This is a genomic window from Streptomyces sp. NBC_00523 (genome assembly GCF_036346615.1).
Taxonomy (GTDB): domain Bacteria; phylum Actinomycetota; class Actinomycetes; order Streptomycetales; family Streptomycetaceae; genus Streptomyces.
In genome coordinates, this window is the sequence record NZ_CP107836.1 from 121,583 (window position 1) to 145,978 (window position 24,396).

22 protein-coding genes and 1 pseudogene are annotated in these 24,396 nt (G+C 71.9%); 20 read left to right on the forward strand and 3 right to left on the reverse strand.

The genetic code is table 11. The features are described from left to right. Nucleotides 1-31 precede the first annotated feature (31 nt). The 12 genes from OHS17_RS00595 (at nt 32) to OHS17_RS00650 (ending at nt 14,126) form a co-directional block, all read left to right on the forward strand. Nucleotides 32-2,098 carry an endo-beta-N-acetylglucosaminidase gene (locus tag OHS17_RS00595; RefSeq protein ID WP_330310533.1) on the forward strand — a complete coding sequence of 689 codons (2,067 nt, stop codon included), beginning with the start codon at nt 32-34 and terminating at the stop codon, nt 2,096-2,098. Between the two features lie 40 nt (nt 2,099-2,138). Further along, nucleotides 2,139-5,156, forward strand: coding sequence for an alpha-mannosidase (locus OHS17_RS00600; RefSeq protein WP_330310534.1), 3,018 nt, complete (start codon nt 2,139-2,141; stop codon nt 5,154-5,156). A 136-nt stretch (nt 5,157-5,292) separates the two neighbouring features. Continuing rightward, nucleotides 5,293-6,231: a GntR family transcriptional regulator YhfZ gene (yhfZ, locus tag OHS17_RS00605; RefSeq protein ID WP_330310535.1), complete on the forward strand. Its 939-nt coding sequence runs from the start codon at nt 5,293-5,295 to the stop codon at nt 6,229-6,231. A 99-nt stretch (nt 6,232-6,330) separates the two neighbouring features. Next, nucleotides 6,331-6,717: a transcriptional antiterminator gene (locus tag OHS17_RS00610; RefSeq protein ID WP_330310536.1), complete on the forward strand. Its 387-nt coding sequence runs from the start codon at nt 6,331-6,333 to the stop codon at nt 6,715-6,717. A 36-nt stretch (nt 6,718-6,753) separates the two neighbouring features. Then, nucleotides 6,754-7,110, forward strand: coding sequence for a DUF2620 domain-containing protein (locus tag OHS17_RS00615; protein ID WP_330310537.1), 357 nt, complete (start codon nt 6,754-6,756; stop codon nt 7,108-7,110). Between the two features lie 48 nt (nt 7,111-7,158). Continuing rightward, a complete protein-coding gene (locus OHS17_RS00620) occupies nt 7,159-8,496 on the forward strand; it encodes a YhfT family protein (RefSeq protein WP_164631144.1) in 1,338 nt (445 codons plus the stop codon). A 47-nt stretch (nt 8,497-8,543) separates the two neighbouring features. Continuing rightward, entirely contained in the window at nt 8,544-9,497 is a 954-nt protein-coding gene (locus OHS17_RS00625; RefSeq protein WP_330310538.1) for a phosphotriesterase family protein, read from the forward strand. Nucleotides 9,498-9,499: 2 nt separating this feature from the next. After that, the gene (locus OHS17_RS00630; RefSeq protein WP_330310539.1) at nt 9,500-10,615 is read left to right on the forward strand and encodes an aminotransferase class V-fold PLP-dependent enzyme; all 1,116 of its coding nucleotides are present in this window, start codon (nt 9,500-9,502) and stop codon (nt 10,613-10,615) included. A 2-nt stretch (nt 10,616-10,617) separates the two neighbouring features. Beyond that, the gene (locus OHS17_RS00635) at nt 10,618-11,784 is read left to right on the forward strand and encodes an alanine racemase (protein WP_330310540.1); all 1,167 of its coding nucleotides are present in this window, start codon (nt 10,618-10,620) and stop codon (nt 11,782-11,784) included. 11 nt (nt 11,785-11,795) lie between these two features. Next, complete coding sequence (locus OHS17_RS00640; RefSeq protein WP_330310541.1) at nt 11,796-13,037, forward strand: phosphopentomutase; 1,242 nt, start codon at nt 11,796-11,798, stop codon at nt 13,035-13,037. Nucleotides 13,038-13,124: 87 nt separating this feature from the next. Continuing rightward, entirely contained in the window at nt 13,125-13,892 is a 768-nt protein-coding gene (locus OHS17_RS00645; protein WP_330310542.1) for a MerR family transcriptional regulator, read from the forward strand. Between the two features lie 54 nt (nt 13,893-13,946). Beyond that, nucleotides 13,947-14,126, forward strand: coding sequence for a hypothetical protein (locus OHS17_RS00650; protein ID WP_330310543.1), 180 nt, complete (start codon nt 13,947-13,949; stop codon nt 14,124-14,126). 1 nt (nt 14,127) lies between these two features. Here the strand turns inward: OHS17_RS00650 and OHS17_RS00655 are convergent, their stop codons facing one another. Then, on the reverse strand, nt 14,128-15,048 hold the full coding sequence (locus OHS17_RS00655) for an SGNH/GDSL hydrolase family protein (RefSeq protein ID WP_330310544.1): 921 nt from the start codon (nt 15,046-15,048) through the stop codon (nt 14,128-14,130). 109 nt (nt 15,049-15,157) lie between these two features. Here OHS17_RS00655 and OHS17_RS00660 point away from each other — a divergent pair, with 109 nt between their 5' ends. The 3 genes from OHS17_RS00660 (at nt 15,158) to OHS17_RS00670 (ending at nt 18,701) form a co-directional block, all read left to right on the forward strand. After that, entirely contained in the window at nt 15,158-15,664 is a 507-nt protein-coding gene (locus OHS17_RS00660; protein ID WP_330310545.1) for a hypothetical protein, read from the forward strand. A gap of 143 nt (nt 15,665-15,807) precedes the next feature. Beyond that, the gene (locus OHS17_RS00665; protein ID WP_330310546.1) at nt 15,808-16,869 is read left to right on the forward strand and encodes an ATP-binding protein; all 1,062 of its coding nucleotides are present in this window, start codon (nt 15,808-15,810) and stop codon (nt 16,867-16,869) included. Beyond that, nucleotides 16,866-18,701, forward strand: a complete 1,836-nt coding sequence (locus OHS17_RS00670) for a vWA domain-containing protein (RefSeq protein WP_330310547.1) — start codon at nt 16,866-16,868, stop codon at nt 18,699-18,701. The genes OHS17_RS00665 and OHS17_RS00670 overlap by 4 nt, the downstream gene beginning before the upstream one ends. On the opposite strand, the pseudogene OHS17_RS00675 reads toward OHS17_RS00670, so the two are convergent. After that, a pseudogene (locus OHS17_RS00675) lies at nt 18,698-19,650 on the reverse strand (IS481 family transposase). The gene OHS17_RS00670 and the pseudogene OHS17_RS00675 sit on opposite strands and share 4 nt — an antisense overlap. A 488-nt stretch (nt 19,651-20,138) precedes the next feature. Between OHS17_RS00675 and OHS17_RS00685 the strand changes: the two are divergent. Then, a complete protein-coding gene (locus tag OHS17_RS00685; protein ID WP_330310548.1) occupies nt 20,139-20,813 on the forward strand; it encodes a hypothetical protein in 675 nt (224 codons plus the stop codon). A gap of 14 nt (nt 20,814-20,827) precedes the next feature. Here OHS17_RS00685 and OHS17_RS00690 read toward each other — a convergent pair whose 3' ends face one another. Next, nucleotides 20,828-21,694 (reverse strand): alpha/beta fold hydrolase, encoded by an 867-nt coding sequence (locus OHS17_RS00690; RefSeq protein WP_330310549.1) that lies wholly within the window; start codon nt 21,692-21,694, stop codon nt 20,828-20,830. A gap of 108 nt (nt 21,695-21,802) precedes the next feature. Here OHS17_RS00690 and OHS17_RS00695 point away from each other — a divergent pair, with 108 nt between their 5' ends. Genes OHS17_RS00695 through OHS17_RS00710 form a run of 4 tightly spaced genes read left to right on the forward strand, consistent with a single transcriptional unit; the run spans nt 21,803 to nt 24,392 of the window. Beyond that, nucleotides 21,803-22,282: a CGNR zinc finger domain-containing protein gene (locus OHS17_RS00695; protein WP_330310550.1), complete on the forward strand. Its 480-nt coding sequence runs from the start codon at nt 21,803-21,805 to the stop codon at nt 22,280-22,282. A gap of 42 nt (nt 22,283-22,324) precedes the next feature. Next, the gene (locus OHS17_RS00700) at nt 22,325-23,209 is read left to right on the forward strand and encodes an AraC family transcriptional regulator (RefSeq protein WP_330310551.1); all 885 of its coding nucleotides are present in this window, start codon (nt 22,325-22,327) and stop codon (nt 23,207-23,209) included. Further along, complete coding sequence (locus tag OHS17_RS00705) at nt 23,206-23,676, forward strand: cupin domain-containing protein (RefSeq protein ID WP_330310552.1); 471 nt, start codon at nt 23,206-23,208, stop codon at nt 23,674-23,676. The genes OHS17_RS00700 and OHS17_RS00705 overlap by 4 nt, the downstream gene beginning before the upstream one ends. Next, nucleotides 23,673-24,392, forward strand: coding sequence for an SGNH/GDSL hydrolase family protein (locus OHS17_RS00710; RefSeq protein WP_330310553.1), 720 nt, complete (start codon nt 23,673-23,675; stop codon nt 24,390-24,392). Before OHS17_RS00705 ends, OHS17_RS00710 begins: the two co-directional genes overlap by 4 nt. Nucleotides 24,393-24,396 lie beyond the last annotated feature (4 nt).

Consider the following 24,396-nt stretch of genomic DNA (forward strand, 5'->3'; position numbering starts at 1 on the left):
GGAATCGAACCCGCACGATACGGAGCACACCATGACCCAGTCCCCGCGACGCCCGTCCGCACCCAGCCGCCGCACCGTGGTCCTCGCCGGAGCCGGAACCGCCGCCGCTCTGCTCACTCCCGGCCCGGCCACGACCGCCCACGCCGCCGCACCTGCCGCGGCGCAGCCCTGCGCCTCGTACTGGTTCCCCGACTCGCTGCCCGCCGGCACGCCCGGCGACGGCATCACCTGGCGGAGCCTGAAGGCCTGGCGCCCGGAGACCGACCCGGACCTGCCGTTCAACACCGCGTCCGTACCGCTCGCCGAGCGCTTCACCCCGGTCCCGGCCAACGCCACGGCCCGGACCGACCAGGCGCGGATCACCTCGCTGGTGGCGTTCGGGAACACCGCGGGCAACCCGTCACAGGGCTCGGCCACCGCCGACTACTACGCGTTGAACCACTGGGCGTACATAGATGAGCTGGTCTTCTGGGGCGGCTCGGCGGGCGAGGGCCTGATCCTCGCGCCGAACGCCCCGGTCGTGGACGCGGCCCATCGCCACGGCGTGCCCGTCCTCGGGACCGTGTTCCTGCCGCCCGTGCACCACGGCGGCGACCTCCGGTGGACCCGCGACCTCGTGCAGCGCGACGCGGCCGGGCGCTTCCCGCTGGCCGCCAAGCTGGTGGAGGCGGCCGTCGCGCACGGCTTCGACGGCTGGTTCCTCAACGCCGAGACCGAGGGCGGGGACGCCGCGCTCGGCGCCGAGATGCTGGCCTTCGTCACCGAGCTCCGGGCGCGCAGCGACGCGGCGGGGCTGCGCATCACCTGGTACGACGCGATGACGGTGAAGGGCGAGGTCGGCTGGCAGGGCGCGCTCAACTCCGAGAACACCGCGCTGTTCCGGGAGGCGGACTCGATGTTCGTGGACTTCCGCTGGACGCCCGCGTCGCTCACCTCCTCCGCGGCGAACGCCGAGGCCGCCGGACGCAGCCGGTACGCCCTCTGGGCGGGTGTCGATGTCGAGTCGACCGGCTGGAACGCCTCCGTCGACTGGGACGCGATCATTCCGGCCGACCGGCCGCACACGGTCGGCTACGGCTTCTACCGGCCGGAGTGGACCCGCAGCCATCTTCCGGATGACCGTACGCCCGCTCAGTTCCACGCCGCCGACCAGCGGTTCTGGACCGGGCGGTCCCTGGACCCGGCCCGGCCGGACGGTACGGACAGCTGGCGCGCGCCCGCGACGGCGGTGGCCGACCGCTCGACGGTGAACCGGCTGCCGTTCGCCACCACCTTCAACACCGGCCACGGCCTGCGCTGGTACGAGAACGGCCGGGTCGCCTCGGACGCCGAGTGGAACCACCTCGGGGTCCAGGACCGGCTGCCGGGCCGCCGCTGGGTCGTCCGCACCGAGGGCCGGCTCCCGTCCGTGGGCTTCGACTTCGAGGACGCCTGGCGCGGGGGCAGCAGCCTCCTGGTCGCCGGGGAGTTCGACGCCCCGGTCACCGTCGACCTCCACCGCACCCGGCTGCCGCTGTCCCGGCGCACGGTCGTGGAGCTGACCCACCGCACCGACGCGGGCTCGGGCCCGGTCACCGTCGAGCTGGCCGTCGCCCTGCACGAGCCGGACCGGCCGGGCGAGCCGGTGGCGTACACCTACGTACCGGCGGGCGAACTCCGGGCGGGCGGCGGCGGATGGACCACTTCCACGCTGCGGCTGAACTCCCTCTCCGGTAGGGCCGGTACGGTCCACGCGCTCGGGGTGCGCCTCACCGCGTCCGGTCCGGTGCGCTGGCGGCTCGGCGCCGTGGCCGTACGGGACCGGGCCGAGACGCCCGCCGCGCCGACCGGACTGCGGGTCACCGGAGCGTCCCGGGGCACCGACGGCACGGACCTCCGGCTGCGCTGGCACCGCTCCCCCGGTACCCCGCGCCACTACGAGCTGCACCGCGTGCTGTCCGACGGCACCCGGCGCTTCCTGGGCGCCACCGCCTCCACCGCGTTCTTCGTGCCCGGCCTGCGCCGGGAACCGGGCGAGAAAGCCGCTCGTTTCCAGGTCAGGGCAGTTGGCGAGCTGTACACGACCTCCGGCAGCGCCTCCACCGCGCACCGCTGGTAACCCCCCACCCGACCCACCCACTCACAACGGAGTCCCCCTCATGCACGACGACCGCAGCCTGGTCGAAGCCCGCCTCAAGCGCGTCCTGGACGAGCGCATCCGGCCCGCCGTATACCGGGAGTCCGTCCCGCTGAACGTCGCCGTCTGGAACGCGCCGGGCGAGCCCGTCCCCGTCGCCGAGGGCCTGGCCGGGCCCACCGAGCCGATCGCGGTCGGCGACCGGTGGGGTGCTCCGTGGGGCACCTCCTGGTTCAAGGTCTCCGGCACGGTGCCGGAGGCGTGGGCGGGCCGGACCGTGGAGGCGCTGCTCGACCTCGGCTTCGACGAGAACATGCCGGGCTTCCAGTGCGAGGGCCTGGTCTACCGCCCCGACGGCACCCCGGTGAAGGGCCTCAACCCGCGCAACCAGTGGGTGCGGGTGGGCGCCCCGGTGGCGGGCGGCGAGGAGGTGCTGCTGCACATCGAGGCGGCGTCCAACCCGGTGATCCTCGACTACCACCCCTTCCTGCCCACGCAGCTGGGTGACAAGGAGACCGCCGGCAGCGAGCCGCAGTACACGCTGGCCCGGATGGACCTCGCCGTCTTCGACGAGGACGTGTGGAACCTGGTCCAGGACCTGGAGGTGCTGGGCGAGCTGATGCAGGAGCTGCCCGTGGAGGGCGCCCGCCGCTGGGACCTCCTGCGTGCCGTCGGCCGGGCGCTGGACGCGGTCGACCTCCAGGACGTGGGCGGGACGGCGGCCGCCGCCCGCGCGGAGCTGGCCGACGTCCTCGCGACGCCCGCCGTGCCCTCCGCCCACCGCATCAGCGCGGTCGGCCACGCGCACATCGACTCCGCCTGGCTGTGGCCGCTGCGCGAGACGGTCCGCAAGGTGGCCCGTACGACGTCGAACATGACCGCGCTCCTGGAGGACGAGCCGGACTTCGTGTTCGCGATGTCGCAGGCCCAGCAGTTCGCCTGGATCAAGGAGCACCGCCCCGAGGTCTACGCGAAGGTCAAGGCCGCCGTCGCGGAGGGCCGGTTCGTGCCGTCCGGCGGCATGTGGGTGGAGTCCGACACCAACATGCCGGGCTCCGAGGCGATGGCCCGGCAGTTCGTGCACGGCAAGCGGTTCTTCCTCGATGAATTCGGCATCGAGAACGACGAGGCGTGGTTGCCCGACACCTTCGGATTCGCGGCCGGGCTGCCCCAGATCATCAAGGCCGCGGGCTCCAAGTGGCTGCTGACGCAGAAGATCTCGTGGAGCCAGACCAACAAGTTCCCGCACCACACGTTCAACTGGGAGGGCATCGACGGCACCCGGATCTTCACGCACTTCCCGCCGGTCGACACGTACAACTGCTCGATGAAGGGCAGCGAGATCGCCCACGCGGCGACGAACTTCAAGGACAAGGGGGTGGCCCAGCACTCCCTCGCACCCACCGGCTGGGGCGACGGGGGCGGCGGCACCACCCGCGAGATGATCGCCAAGGCGGCCCGGCTGAGCAGCCTGGAGGGCTCCGCGACGGTCAGCTGGGAGACGCCCGCGGACTTCTTCACGAAGGCCGAGGCCGAGTACCCGAACGCGCCGGTGTGGGTCGGCGAGCTCTACCTGGAGCTGCACCGCGCCACGCTCACCAGCCAGGCGAAGACGAAGCAGGGCAACCGCCGCAGCGAGCACCTGCTCCGCGAGGCCGAACTCTGGGCCGCCACCGCCGCCGTGCGAACCGGCTTCACGTACCCGTACGAGCAGCTGGACCGGATCTGGAAGACGGTGCTGCTGCACCAGTTCCACGACATCCTGCCGGGCTCCTCGATCGCCTGGGTGCACCGCGAGGCCGAGAAGACGTACGCGGCCGTCGCCGAGGAGCTGACCGGCGTCATCGACGCCGCGCAGCGCGCGCTCGCCGGTGACCCGGCGGGCGGACGCGCCCTCGTGTTCAACGCCGCGCCGCACGCCCGCGGCGGCGTCCCCTCCGGAGCGGCGGCCACCGCCGCGACGGCCGAGAGCACCCGGTCCACTCCGCGCGAGGGCGGCGGCCATGTGCTCGACAACGGCCTGCTCCGGGTGGAGATCGACGGCCGGGGCCTCGTCGTCTCGGCGTACGACATCGCCGCGGACCGCGAGACCGTGGCGCCGGACGCGGCCGCGAACCTGCTCCAGATCCACCCCGACTTCCCGAACATGTGGGACGCGTGGGACGTCGACGCGTTCTACCGCAACACGGTCACGGACCTGACGGACGTCGACGAACTGACCCCGGTGACGGACGGTGTGCGGATCGTCCGCAGCTTCGGGGCATCGAAGGTGACCCAGCTGCTCACGCTGGAGCCGGGAGCCAAGCGGCTCGACATCGACACGGAGGTCGACTGGCACGAGACGGAGAAGTTCCTGAAGGCCGCGTTCCCGCTGGACGTGCACGCCGAGCGGTACGCCTCCGAAACGCAGTTCGGGCACTTCTACCGGCCCACCCACACGAACACCAGCTGGGAGGCGGCCAAGTTCGAGGCGTGCAACCACCGCTTCGTCCACCTGGAGGAGCCGGGCTGGGGCGTCGCGCTCGTCAACGACTCGACGTACGGCCACGACGTCACGCGCACCGTCCGGGACGCGGACGCGGGGACGACCACCACCGTGCGGGTCTCGCTGCTGCGCGCGCCGCGCTTCCCCGACCCGGAGACCGACCAGGGCGTGCACCGCTTCCGGCACGCGCTGGTGCCCGGAGCGGCGATCGGTGACGCGGTCCGCGAGGGGTTCCGCGTGAACCTGCCGGAGCGCCGGGTCACCGGTGAGCGCGAGGTGGCCCCGCTGGTGGGTGTCGACAACGACGCGGTCGTGGTCAGCGCGGTCAAGCTGGCGGACGACGGGAGCGGCGACGTCGTCGTGCGGCTCTACGAGTCGACGGGCGGCCGCGCGAAGGTGAGCCTGGCCACCGGCTTCCGGGCCGCGGGCGTCGTGGCGACCGACCTGCTGGAGCGGCCGCTGACCGATGCCCCGGTGCCCGAGAGGGACGGCGAGGGCGTGCGGTTGTCGCTGCGCCCGTTCGAGCTGGTGACGCTGCGTTTGACGCGCGGCTGACGCCGGGACGCGTGGGCTGCCGCCCCGGTGCCGCGGGCATCGGGGCGGCGGCGTTCTGGCCCGCGCCCGTGCGCCCTCCGGGATGCCTCGGTGAGGATCCTTGTCAATATCCAGAATCCTGTTTACTGTTCCCTTTGTGAACGCCTTCGATGAGCGCTTCCTTACGCGCAACGGACTGGCCGCCCGCCAGCTCGCGGTCCTGCTGCTCAACCATGAGCCGGACACGCGGCTGCCCCGGGTGCGGGACTACGCGGAGGAGCTGGGCTGCGGAAACGGCACGGTCCAGGCGGCCCTGCAGCTGCTGGAGGAGTCCGGCGCCATCAGGACGACCGCGCGGGGGCACCTCGGCACCTTCCTCGCCCACTCGGACCGCTCCATACTCTGGCGGCTCTCCGGGCTCGGGACGCTGCTGGCCGCGATGCCCCTGCCGTACTCCCGCCGGTACGAGGGCCTGGCCACCGGACTGCGCGGCGCCTTCGAGAAGGCGGGCGCACCCTTCGCGATCACGTTCATGCGGGGCGCCGGTGCCCGTACCGCCGCCCTGCTCGAAGGCAAGGTCGACCTCGTCGTCCTGTCCCGCTTCGCCGCCGACGAGCTGATCGCCGAGCATCCGGTGGAACTGGTGGCGGACCTGGGGCCGGCCACCTACGTCGGCGCGCACGGCATGCTCCTGCGCCACGGCGTGGACCTGGACACCCCGGGCCTGCGGGTCGCGGTCGACCACGCGTCGGAGGACCTGCGCATGCTGGTCGACCGGGTCTTCGCCGGGCGCCGGGACGTCGAGCTGCTGGAGGCCTCGTACATGCAGCTGCCCGACCTCTTCGCCCGCGCCGAGGTTGACGCCACCGTCTGGAACCTGGACGAGGTGCAGGACCGGCTCGGGTTCGGCGTCGACGTGCTGCCGCTGGGCGACGAGGTCACCCGCGAGCTGTCGCTGCGCAACTCGAGCGCGGCGATCATCGGGCGGACCGACGGGACCAAGGCCCTGACCGCCGTCCGGGACTCCCTGGATCTCCCCCTGATCACCTCGCTCCAGCGCGAGGTACTGGAGGGCACACGCCTGCCCTCGTACTGAGCCCCGGGCCGGATCGGGCCGAAGGTCCTGCCCGTGACGGGACCTTCGGCCTCACCAAAATACAAAATCCTGGTTACTGTCGATTTTAGGAGGACCGCCATGGACGACCAGCTGGCCCTGCGGCTTCAGCTCTTCCGCGAAGGCGGACAGATCAAGCCCGAGGTGGCCGACTTCGTCACGGCCGAGCTCGCCGCCCTGGAGGCGGAGGGCAACACCGTGACCGAGGCGACCGCGGGCATGCTCACCAGCCACCTGATGATGGCGCTCACCCGGCTGCTGAACGGCGAGGCCATCGAGCAGTTCCTCACCGACGACCAGGTCGCCGCCGAACTGGCCGGGCACCCCGAGGCCGTCGGCCGCGCCCGTGCCGTCGCCGAGCGCGCCCGGCACGAGCTCGGGGCCGCCCTCCCGGAGTCCGAGGTGAACTTCCTCGGCATGCACCTCGCGGTGCTGGCGCAGCAGACACCCGCCGCCCCCTCCTCCTGAACCACCCCGTCCCCACCCTCTGGAAAGAAGCAGGACATGACGAAGATCCTCGCCGGCGGCGTCGGCAAGACCGAGGTCACCCAGACCATCAAGCAGCTCGGCATCGAGGGCCTGGAGGTCACCGCCTCCAGCGACATGGACGCCGCGATGAAGCTGCGCGTCGCCCAGGCCGACTACTACCTGGGCACCTGTCACACGGGCGCCGGTGCCTCGCTCGGCGTCCTCGTCGGCCTGATGGGCAGCGCCGTCTGCCACACCTTCGGCCGCAACGTCCCCACCGTGGAGCAGATCACCGCCCTGCTGGACGAGGGCAAGAAGGTCTTCGGCTTCTCGATGGACCAGATCGACACCATCGCTCCCCTCATGGCGCGCGCCATCGCCGCCCGCGGCTGACCCCAGCCACCCCACTCTGAATCACCCCGGGCACGAAGGAGTGACCCCGTGAGTACGACACTCGCAGCCGGTACGAGCCTCGACTTCTCGCTGGCCCAGCAACTGACCGTCATAGCCCTCTGTGCGCTGACCGCGTACATCTCCCACATGGCGCTGGCCGTCTTCAACGACGGCGTACGCCCGTTCCTCCTGGACTTCATCCAGGGGCGCACCACGCGCAGCGCGACGACGGCGGTCTCGTTCGGCCTCTCGGCCGGGTTCATCTTCGGGCTCGGCGCCCCGATGGCCCTGTCCACCGGTGTGCTGAACCCGTGGCTCCTCTTCCTGCCCACCGACATCCTCGGCATGCTGTCGCCGAAGAAGTGGCTCGCGCCGATCCTCGGCGGCGCCTGGGGCGCGGTCGTCGTCTTCGGGCTCAACGGCGCCAACAACGTGGCCCATGACCTGCCGGTCGACTTCATCACCGCCATGCAGCAGATGTCGACCCCGATCCTCTTCCTCTTCACGCTGTTCCCGGTGCTGGCCATCACCAAGCAGTTCGGCCGCAAGTGGGGCGGCATCGCAGGGGTCCTGGAGTTCGCCCTGGTCGTCATGACCATGAAGCTGTGGCCCAACATGTTCGCCGGCGCGCTGGCGATGGCCGTCGGTGTGCTGATGCTCATCGGTCTCGCCGTCGCCAAGGACCTCGCCCAGCGCAAGGCGGACAGGGCCGCGGGCGTGAGCGAACCCGTCATCGAGGGTGACGACCCGATGGCCTCCCTCTTCAGCGCCAGCGCGGCCCGGCTGCGCCGGTACCTGCCCCTGTTCATGGTGCTGGGCGCCGGGGTCTGTGTGCTCGCCCAGATGCACATATTCGGCGGCGGCGAGGCGACCAGCTTCCTGATCGCGAAGGGGCAGTACTCGGAGGCGGCTCAGGTCGACTTCTACCGCGTCTTCGGTTTCATCCCGCTGATCGCGACCACCGCGCTGGCCTCCGGCGCGTACGGCATCGCGGGCTTCACCCTCGTGTACCCCATCGGGTACCTGATGCCGAACCCGTTCCTCGCCGCGATCGTCGGCGCCCTGGTCTTCGCGGCCGAGGTGCTGGCCCTGTCCTACATCGGCAAGCTCCTCGGGCGGCTGCCCAGCGTCCGCGACTCCTCGGAGCACCTGCGCAGCGCGATCAGCGAGACGCTGCAGCTGGCGATCCTCTTCGGTTCGCTGATGGCGGCCAACGCCATGGGCGGCGGCCTGGGCATCCTCGTCGTCGGCGGGCTCTACCTGCTGAACGAGGCGATGGGCCGGCCGGTCGTCCGGATGGCCGCGGCACCGGCCGCGGTGATCGTCGGCGGCATCCTCCTCAACCTCCTGTACTGGATGGACCTGTTCACGCCGATCAAGGGATAGCCCCACGCCCCTGATCACGCAGGCCGACCCAAGAAGGACCCCCCACGATGAACAGCCCCGCCCCCGTGCTGCGTACCGTTCTCGGAGACATCGCCCCCGATGCGGTACGCGGCCCCGCCCTGGCCCATGAACACCTCGTCCTCGACCTCGACCACCGGGGTGACGGCGGCGCCGTGCTCGCCGCCGGCCGGCACGCCGCCGCCGTCACCGCCGAACTGGCCGCACTCCGCGAGGAGTACGGACTCGCCCTGGTCATCGAGCTGACCTGTCGCGGCATGGGCCGCGACGTGCGCACCCTGGCCCGGATCTCCCGGGACGCCCGGGTCGCCGTCGTCGCCGCGACCGGCTGGTACTACGAGCCGTTCCACACCCCCGAGATCGACCGCGGCGGCCTCGGGGACCTCACCGCCACCCTCGTCCGCGAGATCGAGGACGGCATCGGCACCACCGGCATCCGCCCCGGCGTCCTCGGCGAGATCGGCAGCCACGGGGACGTCCCGACGCCGCCCGAGAGCAAGGTGCTCCGTGCTTCGGCGCGGGCCGCCCTCGCCACCGGGCTCTCCGTCGCCACCCACGCCCAGCTCGGCCGCGGCGGCCTCGCCCAGCTGGAACTGCTCACCGGCGAGGGGCTGCCTCCGCACCGGATCTCGATCGGCCATCAGGACCTGCTGGACGATCCGGCGGTGCACCGGGAGCTGGCCGCGAGCGGCGCTTACGTCGCCTTCGACACCGTCGGCAAGGACGGCTACCAGAGCGACGACACCCGGCTGCGGCTCCTGCTCGCCCTCCTGGAGGCGGGGCACGCCGACCGGGTCCTGCTCAGCTGCGACGTCTCCCGCCACGGCTACCTCACCTCCGAGGGGGGCCAGGGCTACGGGCACCTCTTCGGGAGCTTCCTGCCCGAGGCCCGTGCGGCGGGCGTGGACGACGACCTGATCGACCTGCTGACCCGCCGCAATCCGCTGCGCTTCCTCAGCGGCGTGAACGTGGAAGAGAGCTGACCATGCACCCCGTACTCCCCCGGACGTTCCCGCTGGCGACCGTGGCCCCGGCCGACGCCGTCGCCCGGCAGTTCCGGCTCATCGAGGCCACCGCCCGCCACTTCGAGGGCCCGCAGCTGTTCGCCTCCGACGCCGGGGTCGTGCCCGGCCTCGGGCGCCCCGCCACCACCGCACGCGTCGAGTCCGTCCTCGCCGACTTCTTCGGTGCCGAGGGCGCCGCCTTCGTCCAGGGCGCGGGCACCGGCGCGATCCGGGCCGCCCTCACCGCCGCCGTCCGGCCGGACGACCCCCTCCTCATCCACCGGGCGCCCGTCTACCGCACCACCGAGGTCACACTGCGCGGCCTCGGGGTCCAGACCGTCGAGGCCGACTTCAACGATCCCGACGAGCTGCGCGAGGCCCTGGAATCCGGGCGGTTCCGCTGGGCCTACGTCCAGCACACCCGGCAGCGGCTCGCCGACTCCTACGACCCCGGCGCGGTCCTCGCCGCCTGCCGGGCCGCCGGCGTCCGCACGGTCGTGGACGACAACTACGCCGTGATGCGCACCCCGGCCGCCGGGGTCGAACTGGGCGCCGACGCCTCCTGCTTCTCGCTGTTCAAGCTGCACGGCCCGGAGGGCGTCGGCATCGTCGTCGGCGCCGGGGACCTGATCGAGCACATCCGCCGCGACAACTACTCCGGCGGCGGCCAGGTCCAGGGGCACCAGGCGCTCGACGCACTGCGCGCGCTCACCCACGTACCGCTCATGTGGTCCGTGCAGTCCCAGGTCGGTGCCGAGGTCGCCGAGCGGCTGACCGCGGGCGAGGTGCCCGGGGTCGCCGAGGTCCGGCTCGCCAACGCGCAGGACCGGTGCCTGCTCGTCCGGCTCGACCGGCCCGTGGCCAGGGAGCTGCCCGCCGTCGCCGCCCGCTTCGGCGCGGCCCCGTACCCGGTGGGTTCCAACTCGCGCTACGAGATCACGCCGCTCTTCTACCGGATGTCCAGCTCCGCCCTGGACGACTCCCCCGAACTGGCCGACTGGACCGTGCGCATCAACCCGATGCGGGCGGGCGCGGACCTCGTCATCGAGATCCTGCGCCGCTCGCTGGCCGCGCTGAACGACCGGAAGGGCGACTGACCGTGTTTCTCGACACCGTACTGACCCGCAATCCCGGGCTCGTCGAGGCCGCGGCCGCACTGCACGACGAGGGCGCGATCCCGCCGGACACCTATGTGATGGACCTGGACGCCGTCGAGGCCAACGCCGCGCTGCTGGCCGCCGAGGCCGAACGGCTGGGCCTCTCGCTCTGGTTCGTCGTCAAACAGCTCGGCCGCAACCCGGAGCTGATCCGGGCCGTCGCCCGGCACATCCCCCGCTACGCCGCCATCGACCCGCCCGAGGCGCGCACCCTGCACGCCTCCGGGGCCCGTGCCGGCAACCTCGGCCACCTCGTCCAGATCCCGCGCCGCGCCCTGCCCGAGATGCTGGCGTGGCGTCCCGAGACCGTCACCGTCTACGACCTGGACAACGCCCGCGCGGTCTCCGACACCGCGAGGCGGCTGGGGTTCGTCCAGGACGTCCTGATCCGTCTCGAAGGCGCCGAGGGGAGCGTCTACCCGGGCCAGGAGGGCGGCGTCCCGCTCAACCGGCTCGACGCCTTCGCCGACGCCGCCGAACGCCTTCCCGGCATCCGGATCGCGGGGGTCACCGCCTTCCCGTGCGTGCTGTGCGACCCGGCGACGGGTGCCCCATACGCCACGGCCAACTTCGCCCTCGCTCTCAAGGCCCGCGAGACGCTCGCCGGACGCGGCCACACGGACCTCCTGCTGAGCGCCCCCAGCGCCACCTCGATGGCCTCCCTGCCGCTGCTCGCGGACCTCGGCGCCACCCACGGAGAGCCGGGCCACGCGCTGACCGGCACGACCCCGCTGCACGCGCTCGACCCGGCGCAGCCCGAGACCCCGGCCTACGTGTACGTCACCGAGGTCGCCCACACCCTGGGCGACGGCCGCCCCGCCGTCTTCGGCGGCGGGTTCTACGCCCGCTCCCACATCAGGAGCGCCCTGCTGCCGCGCACCGGGGCACGTCTGAACGTGCTGGACGCGCCCGCCGAGAACATCGACTACTACCGGCTGCTCGACGCGCCCGCCCCCGGACAGGACGTCCGCATCGGCGACACCGCGCTGCTGGCCTTCCGCACCCAGATCTTCGTCACCCGCTCGACCGTCGCCGTCGTCTCCGGACTCTCCTCCGGGACGCCCCGTCTCAACGGTCTGTACGACGCCCAGGGCCGGTCCCTGAGCTGAGGAGGCACCCCATGGCCAAGACCGTCATCGTCGTGATCGACGGATTCGGCATCGGCGCCATGCCCGACGCGGGCACCACGCGCCCCGGCGATCTGACCGCCGACACCTGCGGGCATGTGCTGGACCACTGCCGGGAGGCGTTCGGCCGCCCGCTGCGGCTGCCCGTGCTGGGTTCACTCGGCCTCGGCCTGGTCCACCCGCATCCCGATCTCGCCCGGCGCACCCATCTGCCCGTCGCCGCGGGCCGGGCCGCGCTCGGCTATCCGGGCGCCGACACCTTCGCCGGGCACCAGACCATGATGGGGGCCGACTTCAGCCGGGTGACCGTGGCGCGGCTCGCCGACCACCTGGACGAGGTGACCGCCGCCCTCGAAGCGGCGGGCCACCGGGTCGGCCGACTGGACGGCAGGCCGCTCCTGGTCGTGGACGGCGCGGTGCTGGTCCACGACAACCTGGAGGCCGACCCGGGCATCAACTGGAACGCCTCCGGGCGGCTGGAGGACCTGCCGTTCGACGGGCCGGGCGGCATCCTCGCCGTGGCCCGCACGGTGCGCGCCGTCGCTCCCGTCGCGCGGGTCATCGCGGTGGGCGGGCACGCGGACGGCCCGCTCGACCGCTTCGTACGGGCCGGTGAGGAGGGCACGGTGGGCCTCGACACCCCCGCCACCGGCTTCTACCGCAACGGCGGTCTCGAAGTGCAGCACCTGGGCGCCCGGATCGACCACACCCGCCAGCTCCCCGACCTGGCCGCCCGCGCGGGCATCCCGGTCACCCTGGTGGGGAAGGCCGCCGACATCCTGGCCTGCGAGCGTGCGGCCCGGCACCCGGCCGTGGACACCGCCGACGTCCTCACGCACACCCTCGAAGCGGTACGCGCCTGCGGCGACGGCCTGGTGGTCGCCAACATCCAGGAGACGGACCTGGCCGGGCACCAGCAGGACACCGAGCGCTACGGACGCCTCCTGGAACAGGCGGACGCGGGCCTGGCCGCGCTCGTCGCCCTGCTCGACGCGCCGGGCGACCGCCTCATCGTGACCGGTGACCACGGCAACGACCCGACGGCCGGGCACGCCTTCCACACCCGTGAGTACGTCCCCGTGCTCATCCACCGGCCCGGCGCGGACGGCGTGGAGCTGCTGCCCGACGCGGAGAGCCTGGCGGACGTCGGCGCGACGGCCGCCGTGTCGCTGGCGCTGGACCCGGAGGACCTGGCCAACGGCCGGGAGCTGCGGACGGGGCGCCGGGCGGCCTAGCCACCGAACGTCTGACGAAACGGCGCCTGACGAAAAAGAGCCACCAGAGCTTGAACCTCACGTGGCGTGAGGATGCATGGTGGCTCCATGACCACTTCTGCAACCTGGAGAGTGGGCCGGCTCGCGGAGGCCAGCGGTCTGACCGTGCGCACGCTGCACCACTGGGACACCATCGGGCTGCTCACTCCCTCCCGGCGCACCGCGGGAGGACACCGGGAGTACACCGAGGACGACCTCGCCCGTCTCTATCAGGTGCTGGCGCTGCGCAGCCTCGGGCTGGCGCTGGATTCCATCGCTGTCTGCCTCGACGCGGGTGTCGATCCGCTGCACCTGGTCCGGGATCATCTGGCGGGGGTGGAGGCGTCCATCAAGGCGCTCGGTGCCCTGCGTCAGCGGCTCGTACAGCTCGGTGAGGAGCTGTCGGCCGACGAGGCTCCGGCGGCCGCGGCGCTGCTCGACGCGCTGCGGGCGATCGGCGGCACCGGTCCGGAGGGCGAGCACACGCTGCGCCGCCATCTGGACTCCGACGAGATGCAGGTCCTGCGGACCCGGGCCGCCGCCTTGGGGCCCGCCATGCACTACCTGCTCGACGTCGAGTGGCCCGAGTTGTACCGGAGAGCCGAACGACTCCGTACGGCCGGCACCCCCGCCACGGATCGGAAGGTCCGCCTCCTGGTGGCCCGGATGGATGAGCTGAGCGCGTTGTTCAGCGGAGGCGATGCCGGTATCTCCGCCGGAGTCAGGACTGCCTGGCACGACGATCCGGCCGCCATGTCGGGAGACCCCGATGCTCCGGCCGACGACTGGCGAGAGCTGGCCGAGTATCTGGACCGCGCTCGCCACAGCTCCTCCTGACCCGCACCCGCCGGGGTCGCCCCCGCGTTCCCGTCCGCCCCAAGGAGCCTGCTGATGAACCGACGGATCCGTGCGCGCATCGCGCTGATCTCAACGATCCCCACCCTCCTCGCCCTTCCCGTCATCTGCCTCCTGGCCGCGGCCGGCGCGGTGCCGTGGTCCCTGCTCCTCGCCCTGCCCGTGGTGCTCGTGGTCCAGGCCGCTTTCCACTTCTCCCGCGTCCCCACGGAATGAGTCAGTGGCGCCCCGCACCCCTGCCGAGGGTCTTCAGGAGGGCCTGTGCCATGACCTCTTCGCCCTTCGCGTTGGGATGGGCGGGAGCGGCGGGCGCAGCCGGGCTCAACGGCTCTATCCACCGGTCGGCGGGTGCCTTGCACATGTCGTGGCCCACGGTCGGCCCGTACGTGTCCACGTAGTCGGCCCGGTTCAGCAGCGCCACCGCGCGCAGCATCAGGTTGAGGCGCTTCTCCGTGTCCCGCAGGTACGGGAAGTCCTTCGCGGCGAACGGGACTTGAGGGAAGCAGCCGGTGCCGTCGTCGGGAAGGAGGTCCGGGTAGCCGACGACGACCACGCGTGCGTGGGGCGCCTTGTGGTGCACTTCCCGCAGCACGCGGGCGACCTTGGGCGCCGTCTGGAGGATCTTCAGCGTCAACTGGTCATAGCCCTTGGCCCCGTAGTACTGCTGGCAGGGGTTGCCGGCGAGGTCCTTGGCGCTGAGGGTGGCACAGGTGCCGATGATGGAGCCGAAGCCGACGTCGTTGCCGCCGATCTGAAGGGTCACGAGGTCCGTGTCCTTCTTCACCGCGTCCAGTTGAGGCCCGTTGGTGCCCTGCGCCTCCCACATCTCGACGGTCGTCGCCCCGCCGCAGCTCACGTCGGTGAACGAGGTGATGTGGCGCTCGCGCGCGGTGACCGAGGGATAGTTGTGGTCGGAACGGGCACAGTTCGCGTCGACCTGCGTGGGTATCAGAGGACCGGACGTGTACGAGTCGCCCAGCGCCACGTAGGAGGTGCGGGGCGAACCGTGCGCGCCGCCCGTCGCGGCCGAGGCCGTGCCGGTGAAGCCGGCCGTGAGCGCGCAGCTGCTCAACGCGGCCAGCGCGATGGCGGTGCGTCGCTTGGATACAGCCCTGCCCGGACGATTCCGCTGCATCATGATGCCCTCCCCGAAAGTTCTCACAATCCGAACCCCGCCTGTATACCGGTCAGTAGACCGTGAGACCAGTGGCCGGCCACCGGCAAGATCACGGCCAGGGCAAGGAGAGATGGTGGCTGTGGCCGACGAACGGCTTGATGCCGAGTGGCTTCGCGTCTGGTGCGAGCGGACGGATGCGGCGCTCTCGGAGCTCATGACATCGTTCCAGGCACGGTTCGGCTTCGAGCCGGGCAGCAACGTGGTCGTGCGCGCTTCGGATGCGAGCCACCGAGCCACCGGCGCGCTCGTGGAGCTGACGCCGATCCCGTCGGACCTGACGACGATGTACTGGGTGATCGACGAGGTCTCCCTGCCCGATGTCGACAACGGCTGCTTCGTCCACCCTGCCTCGCTGGTCGCGGACCACTTCCGCGCTTACGGGGCCGTCTCGATCGACGGGGAGGAGGCCGCCCTGGTGTTCGCCAGTGACGGGGGCGGGCATCTGTTCGCGCTGGCGGGCTCGGGACGCGTCTGGAGGTCTGCCACCGCCTCTTGGTTCGATCAGTTCGACCTTGCCGCGGCCAGTCTTCAGGAGTTCTTCCAGGGGCTCTCCCGGCAGATCGATGCCCAGTGCTAGTCCGGGTTGCTTCGACGCGTCCGGCATACGGGGGGAGGGCAGAACGCTCAGGCTCTCCGCAGGGCTAAATTGGGCTGCGCGTGCCTTTGCGCCTCCGCATACTGGCGGTCTCCGACTCCCGGAATCCGAAGGAACGTTCCCGCGTGCAGGCTGCCGTCACCGTCACCCCCGCTCAGATCCCCGAACTGCTGCTGGGCCTCGCCACCGTGCGGCCCGTGTTTCTGTGGGGCGCGCCCGGGATCGGCAAGTCGTCGCTCGTACGGAAGTTCGCGGAGTCCCTGGGGCTGGAGTGCGTCAGCCTGCTCGGGACGCAGCTCGCACCGGAGGACCTCATCGGGGTGCCCCGGATCCGCGACGGCCGGTCCGTGTTCTGCCCCCCGGAGTCCATCGCCCGTGACGAGCCGTACTGCCTGTTCCTGGACGAGCTCAACGCGGCGACCCCCGATGTGCAGAAGGCGTTCTACTCGCTGATCCTGGACCGGCGTATCGGGTCCTACGAACTGCCCGCCGGTTCGATCGTCATCGGGGCCGGCAACCGTGCCACGGACAACGCGCTGGCGCGGCCCATCGCCTCCGCCCTGGTCAACCGGCTCACCCATGTCCACCTCCGGGCCTCGGCGGCGGACTGGCTGGTGTGGGCGGGCGAGAACGGGGTCCACCCGTGGGTGACGGACTACCTCGTGGACCGCCCGGACCACCTGTGGTCGCAGCCGCCCAAGACCGAGGAGCCGTTCTCCACGCCCCGCTCCTGGCACATGCTCTCGGACGCCCTGCACTCCTTCGGGCCGGAGATCGACGAGGAGACCCTGAAGGTCGTGGTGCACGGCACGCTGACGCCCGCTCACGCCGTCTCCTTCTGCGGCTACGCGAAGATCGTCCGTCACGCCTTCGGCATCGAGGCGATCCTCAAGGGTGACGCCTCCTGGCCGAAGCGGCCCGAGGACCGCGACCTGCTCTACTACCTGGCCGACGCGTTCCGGGGACGCCTGGTCAAGGAGCTGCCGCGTGAGAAGAAGCACGTCTCGCCGTCCCTGCGGCAGACCGCCTACCGGGCCAAGTCGCTGCTCGTCCAGCTGGCCGAGATCTCGGTCGAGGTCGCGCAGACCGTCATCGCGGACGACGCCGACGGGCTGCCCGTGCTGCCCGCGTGGTTCCTCGTGGACGCCGCGCGGGACATGCCCCGGCTGGTCGAGGCCCGGCGATGAAGGGGTCCGGCGGGCGCGGGGGCGGGGGCAAGGACGGGAAGAACAAGAACACGGTCGACCCGGCCACCGAGGCCTTCGCCGCCGGGCTCGCGCTCGTCAAGCGCAACCCGGCGTTCGCGGCCGTGGAGGCGTCCGTGTGCCGCCAGGAGAAGTGCGCGCTGACCCCGGCCGGCGGACTGGCCGCCGTCACGTCGAACGGCACCGTCCACGTACACCCCACCAAACGGGCCGATCCGGCGGAATGGGCATGGGCGCTCGCCCACTGTCTGCTGCACCTCGGTTTCGGTCATGTGCCCGCCTCGGCGGCCGCGTCGCGCGAACAGCCCGACCGCTTCGACGTCGCGGCGCGCTGCGCGGTCGTCAACCGCTTCCTGGTCAGCCATCCGATGGGCCGGGCGCCCTTCGCCCTGCCGGAGTCGTTCCCGGGCGGCGACGAGGAGATGCTCGCCGCGCGGTGGCGCCGCGATGGCATCCCCGCCGCCCACGAGCACTGCGGCACCGCGGGTGAACACCCCGACCAGGTCCTCACCACCTGGAACGCCTGGGACAACTCCGCGGTCCCGGACTGGGAGACCGCCTTCGCACACGCGCTGACCCGCAGTGTGTCCGCCGCGATGGACGTGGCCGGCGGCCGCCGCGACCGGGTCACCGGAGAGCGCAAACCCCAGCGGCCCTGGGACCGTGCCCTGAACTGGTTCGTCTCCTCCTACCCCCTGCTGGGCGGGCTCGCCGCGGGCCTGAAGATCGTGGCCGACGCCGAACTCGCCCGGACGCAGGACATCTCCATCGCGGCGGTCAGTCCGGTCGCGGGCGAGATCTACATCAACCCGCTGCGCGCGTTCACCGACGAGGAATGGCGCTTCGTCCTCGCGCACGAGATGCTGCACGCCGCGCTGCGGCACGGCGAACGCAGAGGGGGCCGCGACCCGTTCCTCTTCAACGTCGCCGCCGACTACGTCGTCAACGACTGGCTGGTCCAGATGCGCGTCGGCGACATGCCCGAAGGGCTGCTGTACGACCCGGAGCTGCGGGGCCTGTCCGCCGAGGAGGTGTACGACCGCATCGCGCACGACCTGCGCCGCCGCCGCAGGCTCGCGACGCTGCGGGGCAAGGGCGCCGGGGACATCCTCGGCGAGCCGCTGCCGCATGCCGGTGCCGGTCCGTACACCGACCTGGACGAGTTCTACCGGCGCGGACTGGTGCAGGGCTTCGACCTCCACCAGTACGGGGAGCGCGGCCTCCTGCCCGCCGGGCTGATCCAGGAGATCCGCGCCCTGGCGCACCCGCCCGTACCGTGGGACGCGCGGCTGGCCCGCTGGTTCGACGAGTACGTTCCCCGTCCGGAGCCCGTACGGACGTACGCGCGCCCGGCGCGGCGGCAGGCATCGACCCCCGACATCCCGCGCGCCGGACGGTACTTCCCGCCCGATGAGACGGCCCGCTGCACCTTCGGCGTCGTGCTGGACACCTCCGGCTCGATGAACAGCACCCTGCTCGGCAAGGCTCTCGGCTCCATCGCCTCGTACGCCGAGGCCCGCGACGTACCCGCCGCACGCGTCGTCTTCTGCGACGCCGCCCCCTACGACGCCGGCTACCTGCCGCCCACCGAGATCGCCGGACGGGTGCGGGTACGCGGCCGCGGCGGCACCGAACTCCAGCCCGGCGTGGACCTGTTGCAACGGGCGGACGACTTCCCGCCGGGCGCGCCGGTCCTCGTCATCACCGACGGCTGGTGCGATGTCCTCCGCATCCGGCGCGAGCACGCCTACCTGATCCCGCAGGGCGCGTCACTGCCGTTCACCCCGCGCGGCCCGGTGTTCCGGCTGGCCTAGGTGTATTGCCCTGTGAGGTTGGGGACGCGGCTGGCGGGTGGTTGGCCTTTCAGCGCGGTGTGTCCGCGGTGGTGATTGTAGGTGTGCAGCCAGTGCGGGAAGGCGTCGCGGCGTTCGGCTTCTGAGCGGTAGGGGCGGGCGTAGGCCCATTCGTCGAGCGGGGTGCGGTTGAGGCGTTCGACCTTGCCGTTGGTCTGGGGCCGGTAGGGCCGGGTTCGCTTGTGGGTGATCCCGGCCGCTGTCAGTGTGTCGCGCCAGGCGTGGGACTTGTAGCAGGCGCCGTCGTCGGTCAGTACGCGTTCGACGGTGATGCCGCAGGAAGTGAAGAACGCCTGGGCCCTGGTCCAGAAGGCGATGGCGGTTTCCTTGCGTTCGTCGGAGTGGATCTCGCTGTAGGCGAGGCGGAGTGGTCGTCGACGGCGGTGTGGATGTAGCTGTAGCCGGCCCCGGAGCGGGTTCTGCGGCCTGCTTGCCGGCCGAGGGTCTTGTGGCCGCCGCCGTCGGGGATGTTGCCGAGCTTCTTGATGTCGACGTGGACCAGTTCGCCGGGCTGGTCGCGTTCGTAACGGCGTATGACCCGGCCGGTTGCCCGGTCCAGATGCGTGAGGCGGGCAAGCCGGTAGCGGGTCAGGACGCGGTGGACGGTGGAGGGCGCCAGACCCAGCAGGTGGGCGATGCGGGCCGGGCCCCACCGGCGCAGGACCCGGACCTTGATGATCCGTCGTTCGGTGCGGGTGGGGGTCTGGCGCGGGCTGTGGTGCGGGCGGCTCGAACGGTCGCTCATGCCGGCCTCGCCGAGGAGGCGGTAACGGTGTGCCCAGCGCTGGGCCGTGGTGGGTGCGACCTGGAAGCGTTCGGCGGCCCGGCGCAGGGGCCAGCCGTCCTCGACCACGCAGCGGGCCAGACGCAGGCGTCCCGTCTCGGTCAGGGGTGCATTACGGTGGGGCACGAGGGCCTTTCGGTCGGTGTCGACGTCGCAATCCACACCGAACCCGGAAGGCCCTCACCCGTTCAAGATCCCTCAGCCGAGATCTCACTCACCCCGTCCACAACCTCCCGGGACAGAACACCTAGCGCCGCGCCCACCCGCGTACCGGAGTCCGCCACGGTGCCGGCCGGCCCCCGGCCCTCGCTGCCCGCCACCCGGCCCGGCCCGCGTGAGCCGCGTCGCGCGCCGGCGTTCCTCTGGGCGCTGCCCCCGGTCGTCGCGCTGGCGCTGGTCTTCCTTTATCCGCTGTTCCTCGTGGTCCGGCAGTCCGTCAGCCCGGACGGGGGCGGCCTCTCGTTCGCGCCGTACGCCGGGGTCTTCGGCTCCGCGTCCTTCCGCTCGGCGCTTGTCACCACGGTCTGGCTCGCGGCGGGCTCCGCCGCCGGCTGTCTTTCCTCATCGCCAGGGGCGGCGCGATCGCGGCCGGCACCACGCGCTTCGACATCAAGATGCCGGACGTCGCCGCCTCCGCACTCGCCCATCTCGGTATCGCGATCGACGCCTCGTGGGGCCTGGACGGCCGACCGCTCCAGACGCCCGTGCCCGACGCGTTCGACACCCTGCGCCCGCGACTGACCGCCCGCGTGGACGAGACGGGCATCCCCGCCGCCCTCACCGGCTTCACGCACACCCCGCCCGCCGGCTGGTCCGTCGAGAACGGCGCGATGGGCACCGGCGGCATGACGGAGTGGCGCGGCTGGTCCTTCACCACCGACGAGTTCTGGACCGCCGCCGAGCGCGGCCGGCAGCGGGAGTCCAACATCCGCGCCCGCAATGTCTTCGCCGTGGCCGACGGGGACGAGTGGGTCGACAAGTCCTCCAGCGGCACGTTCGACTCCACGCTCGTCGGCCCGGCCTGGGCGGTCACCGGCGGGTCCACCGCCGTCCTGCGCTACACCACCCTCTACCGCCAGGAGGCACCGCAGAAGGGCGAGGTGTCGGTGTCCTGGGACGGAGGTGCCCCGGTCACGGTGAAGACCTACACCGCCGACACGCCGTCCCGAGCCGAGGCCGTCACGCTCCGGGTCCCGTCCGGCGCCACCAGCGCCCGCGTCCGCTTCCGCTACACCGGCGGGAACAACTGGTTCTGGACCGTTGACGGAGTCACCCTCAGCGCGTCCTGAGGGCGGAATGCGGGTTACCCCAGCACCCGGCCGAGGAAGCCGCGCATGTAACCCGCGACAACGTGCAGGTGGCTTTCCAGGAGGAAGTGGCCGCCGTCGATCAGGTGCACTTCCGCGCCCTTGGCGTCGCGGGCGAAGGCTTGCGCACCGGCCGGGGCGAAGATTTCGTCGTTGCGGCCCCAGACGGCGAGTACCGGGACCCCGCTGGTGCGGAGGTATTCGTGCAGCAGCGGGTAGAGCGGGCGGTTGTTCCGGTAGTCGCGGAACAGTGCGAGCTGGATCTCGTCGTTGCCCGGGCGTGAGACGAGGGCGTAGTCGTGTTCCCAGGTGTCCGGGCTGACCAGGCCGGGGTCGGGTACGCCGTGCACGTACTGCCAGCGGATGGCGTCGATGCTCAGCGCGACGCGGGCCGCGGGTTCGGTGTCGGGGCCGGGGTTTGCCCCGTACGCCCAGACGTCGGTCCAGAACGCTTCGACGAAGCCGTCCTCGTAGCCGTTGCCGTTCTGGGTGACGAGGGCGGAGATCCGTTCGGGGTGCTTGAGCGCGAGACGCCATCCGAGGGGGGCGCCGTAGTCCTGGACGTAGAGGGCGTAGCGGTCCAGGCCGAGGTGGTCGAGGAGTTGGGAGGTGATTTCGGCGAGGGCGTCGAAGGTATAGGTGAACTCCGTGGCGAGGGGGGCGTCGGAGTGGCCGAAGCCGAGGTGGTCCGGCGCGATGACGTGGTAGCGGTCGGCCAGGAGCGGGATGAGCTCGCGGAACATGAACGAGCTGGTCGGGAAGCCGTGCAGCAGGACGATCGCGGGGGCGTCGGCGGGGCCTGCCTCACGGTAGAAGATCTCGTGGCCGTCGATGGTGGCGGTCCGGTGGTGTACGGAGCTCATACCTAACCCCTTTGAGTCATTGATCTGGTTAGTGCGTCGTGGTGCAAGCATGCGGCGAGCGAGCTAACCTGTCAAACGAATCGATCCGGTTAGAGAGAGCGGTGACCGATGGACACCCTGCTGGACCTGCTCAACAGCAGGCCCCTGGTCAACGGCGAGGAACAGGACGCCCTCCGCGACCCCGCCGAGGGCCGCCGCTGGGCGCGGGAGCACGGCGGCGACGGCACCCTCGCGGAACTGGCGCTGCTGCGCGAGGCGCGGGACGTCCTGCGGGATGTCGTACGCGGGGACAGCCCGCCGTCCGCGTTGAGCCCGCTGCTCGAAGGCGTCCACCAGGTTCCGGAGATCAGCTCCGACGGCCTGCGGTGGTCGGTCAGGACTCCCCCGCACGCCCGCCTGGCCGTCGAGGCCGTTCTCGGCTGGGCGGCCACCGAGGAGCAGCTACCCGGCCGGCTGCGCCCCTGCGCCAACGACGCGTGCAGGCTGTTCCTGATCGACCGCAGCCGCGCCAACCGCGCCCGCTGGTGCTCGATGGCCCTCTGCGGCAACCGCGAGAAGGCCCGCCGTCACTACGAACGCACCCGCTGACCGGTCGCCGTACGCGGCCGGGCGGCTCGTAAGCTCGGGAGAATGGAGGACCACACGGCCACCGGGCTCAGTGCGCGTCCGGCGCCCGCCCTGCGCGCGTACGTCGACTCGTACGTCGGCTTCGACCTCCGCGCCCTCCCCGCAGGAGTGCACTGCGGACCGCCGGGCCGTGCGCTCACCGCGGTGATCAGCCTGTCGGATCCTCTGGAGGTCGCGGCTGGTGTTGACGACGGGTCGCCGGTCGCCCGGTTCGGCGGTGTGGCCGGTGGTCTGATGTGCCGGTCCGTCGCGATTCACCACGACGGACGCCAGCGCGGGGTCCAGATCGCGCTGACACCGCTCGGGGCCCGGGCCGTCTACGGCATGCCCGCCGCCGAGCTCGCCCACCGGCTGGTCCCGCTGGACGAACTTCTCGGGGCGCTCGCCGTCGAGCTGGTCGACCGGCTCCGGTCGGCGAGGACCTGGGCGGCGCGGTTCGCCGTGCTGGACGAATTGCTGCTGCGGGCTGTCGGGCCCGTGCGCCGGGTGCGCCCCGAGGTGGCCGAGGCGTGGCGCCGCCTCGTCGCCGCGCGCGGGTGCGTGCAGGTGGGCGTGGTCGCCGCGGAGCTGGGCTGGAGCCGCCGATACCTCACCGAGCGGTTTCGCGGTGAGGTGGGCCTCTCGCCGAAGACCGTCGCCCGGGTCCTGCGTTTCGAGCACGCACACGAGCTGGCGGCGGCGCGGGACCCGCTCCCGTGGGGCGATGTGGCAGCCGTCGCCGGCTACGCGGACCAGGCCCATCTCGTACGGGACTGGCGCGAGTTCACCGGCCGGTCACCGACGGCCTGGCGTCACGGCGAAGTCCTCCTCGGGACCGGGCAGCCGTCGGCCGCTCTTCCCATTTCTTCAAGACCGCCCGATCGTCCGCGTGGACGATCGTCGGCATGAGACTCGTCAACAACGAACACAAGGCCGTGGACCTGCGGACCACCCCCGTCCACCTCGGGCTGGGATCGAGAGCGCGATCCGTCGAGGGCTTCGCCTGGGACCCGGAGGTGCTCCGCGCGTACAGCACCGCGGTCGCGGCGGACGGCGCCGAGGGCCGGATGGTGATGATCTTCGACGGCAACGGCCCCGGCGAGCACTGGGAGAGCCACCCGGCGGGCGACGAGCTGGTCGTCTGCCTCAGCGGGTCCGTCACGATCACGCGCGACGTGATCGGGGTCCACGATCACGTTCGGCTCGGGCCGGGCGAGGCCACCATCAATCCGGCCGGGGTATGGCACACGGTCGACATGGAGGGGCCGACGTCCCTCCTGTCCGTCACCGCGACCCTCGGCACCGACCACCGCCCCCGGACCGACAGCCGCCCGGCCGAAGGCGTCGGCACGTCCGGGCCGGAGGACGCGTCGTGACGACACGCGTCGCGTGCCTCGGAGACAGCCTCACCCGCGCGCAGTTCAGCGTCGACTACCTGGATCTTCTCGCACGACGGCGGCCTCCCGGTGAGGTGCGGACCGCCCGTTTCGGCGTCAACGGCGACTTCGCGTACAACCTCTTGCAGCGCCTCGACACCGTCGTCGCGAACCCGCCCGATGTGATCACCGTGCTGATCGGGACCAACGACGCCCGGGCGAGCCTTGCCGGCTACCCGGTCGAACAGGCCATGAAGCGGAAGAGGCTCCCCGCTCGCCCGTCGGCCGGCTGGTTCCAGGAGTGCCTGGAAGCCGTTCTCGCGCGGCTGCGGGCGGAGACCGACGCGACGATCGGACTGCTGTCGCTCCCGATACTCGGCCAGCGGCTCGACGGACCGGCGGCACAGGCCTCGCAGGCGTACAGCAGTCTGATCTCCGAGGTCGCCGCCCACAGCGAGGTGGCCTACCTGCCGCTCCACGAACGCCAGATCGAGGAGCTGCGCCGGGCGGACCCGCCGCCGGTGCCGTACAAGGAGGCGACGCCCGCGGCGACCATCGGCGTCCTGGTCCAGCACGCGGTGCTGCGCCGCAGCCTCGACGCGATCGCGCGGCGGCGGGGTCTCGTGCTCACGACGGACCACATCCACCAGAACAGCCGCGGCGCCGCGCTGGTCGCCGAGGTCATCGATACCGGGTTGCTGGCCCGGAGCGGATAGCCGT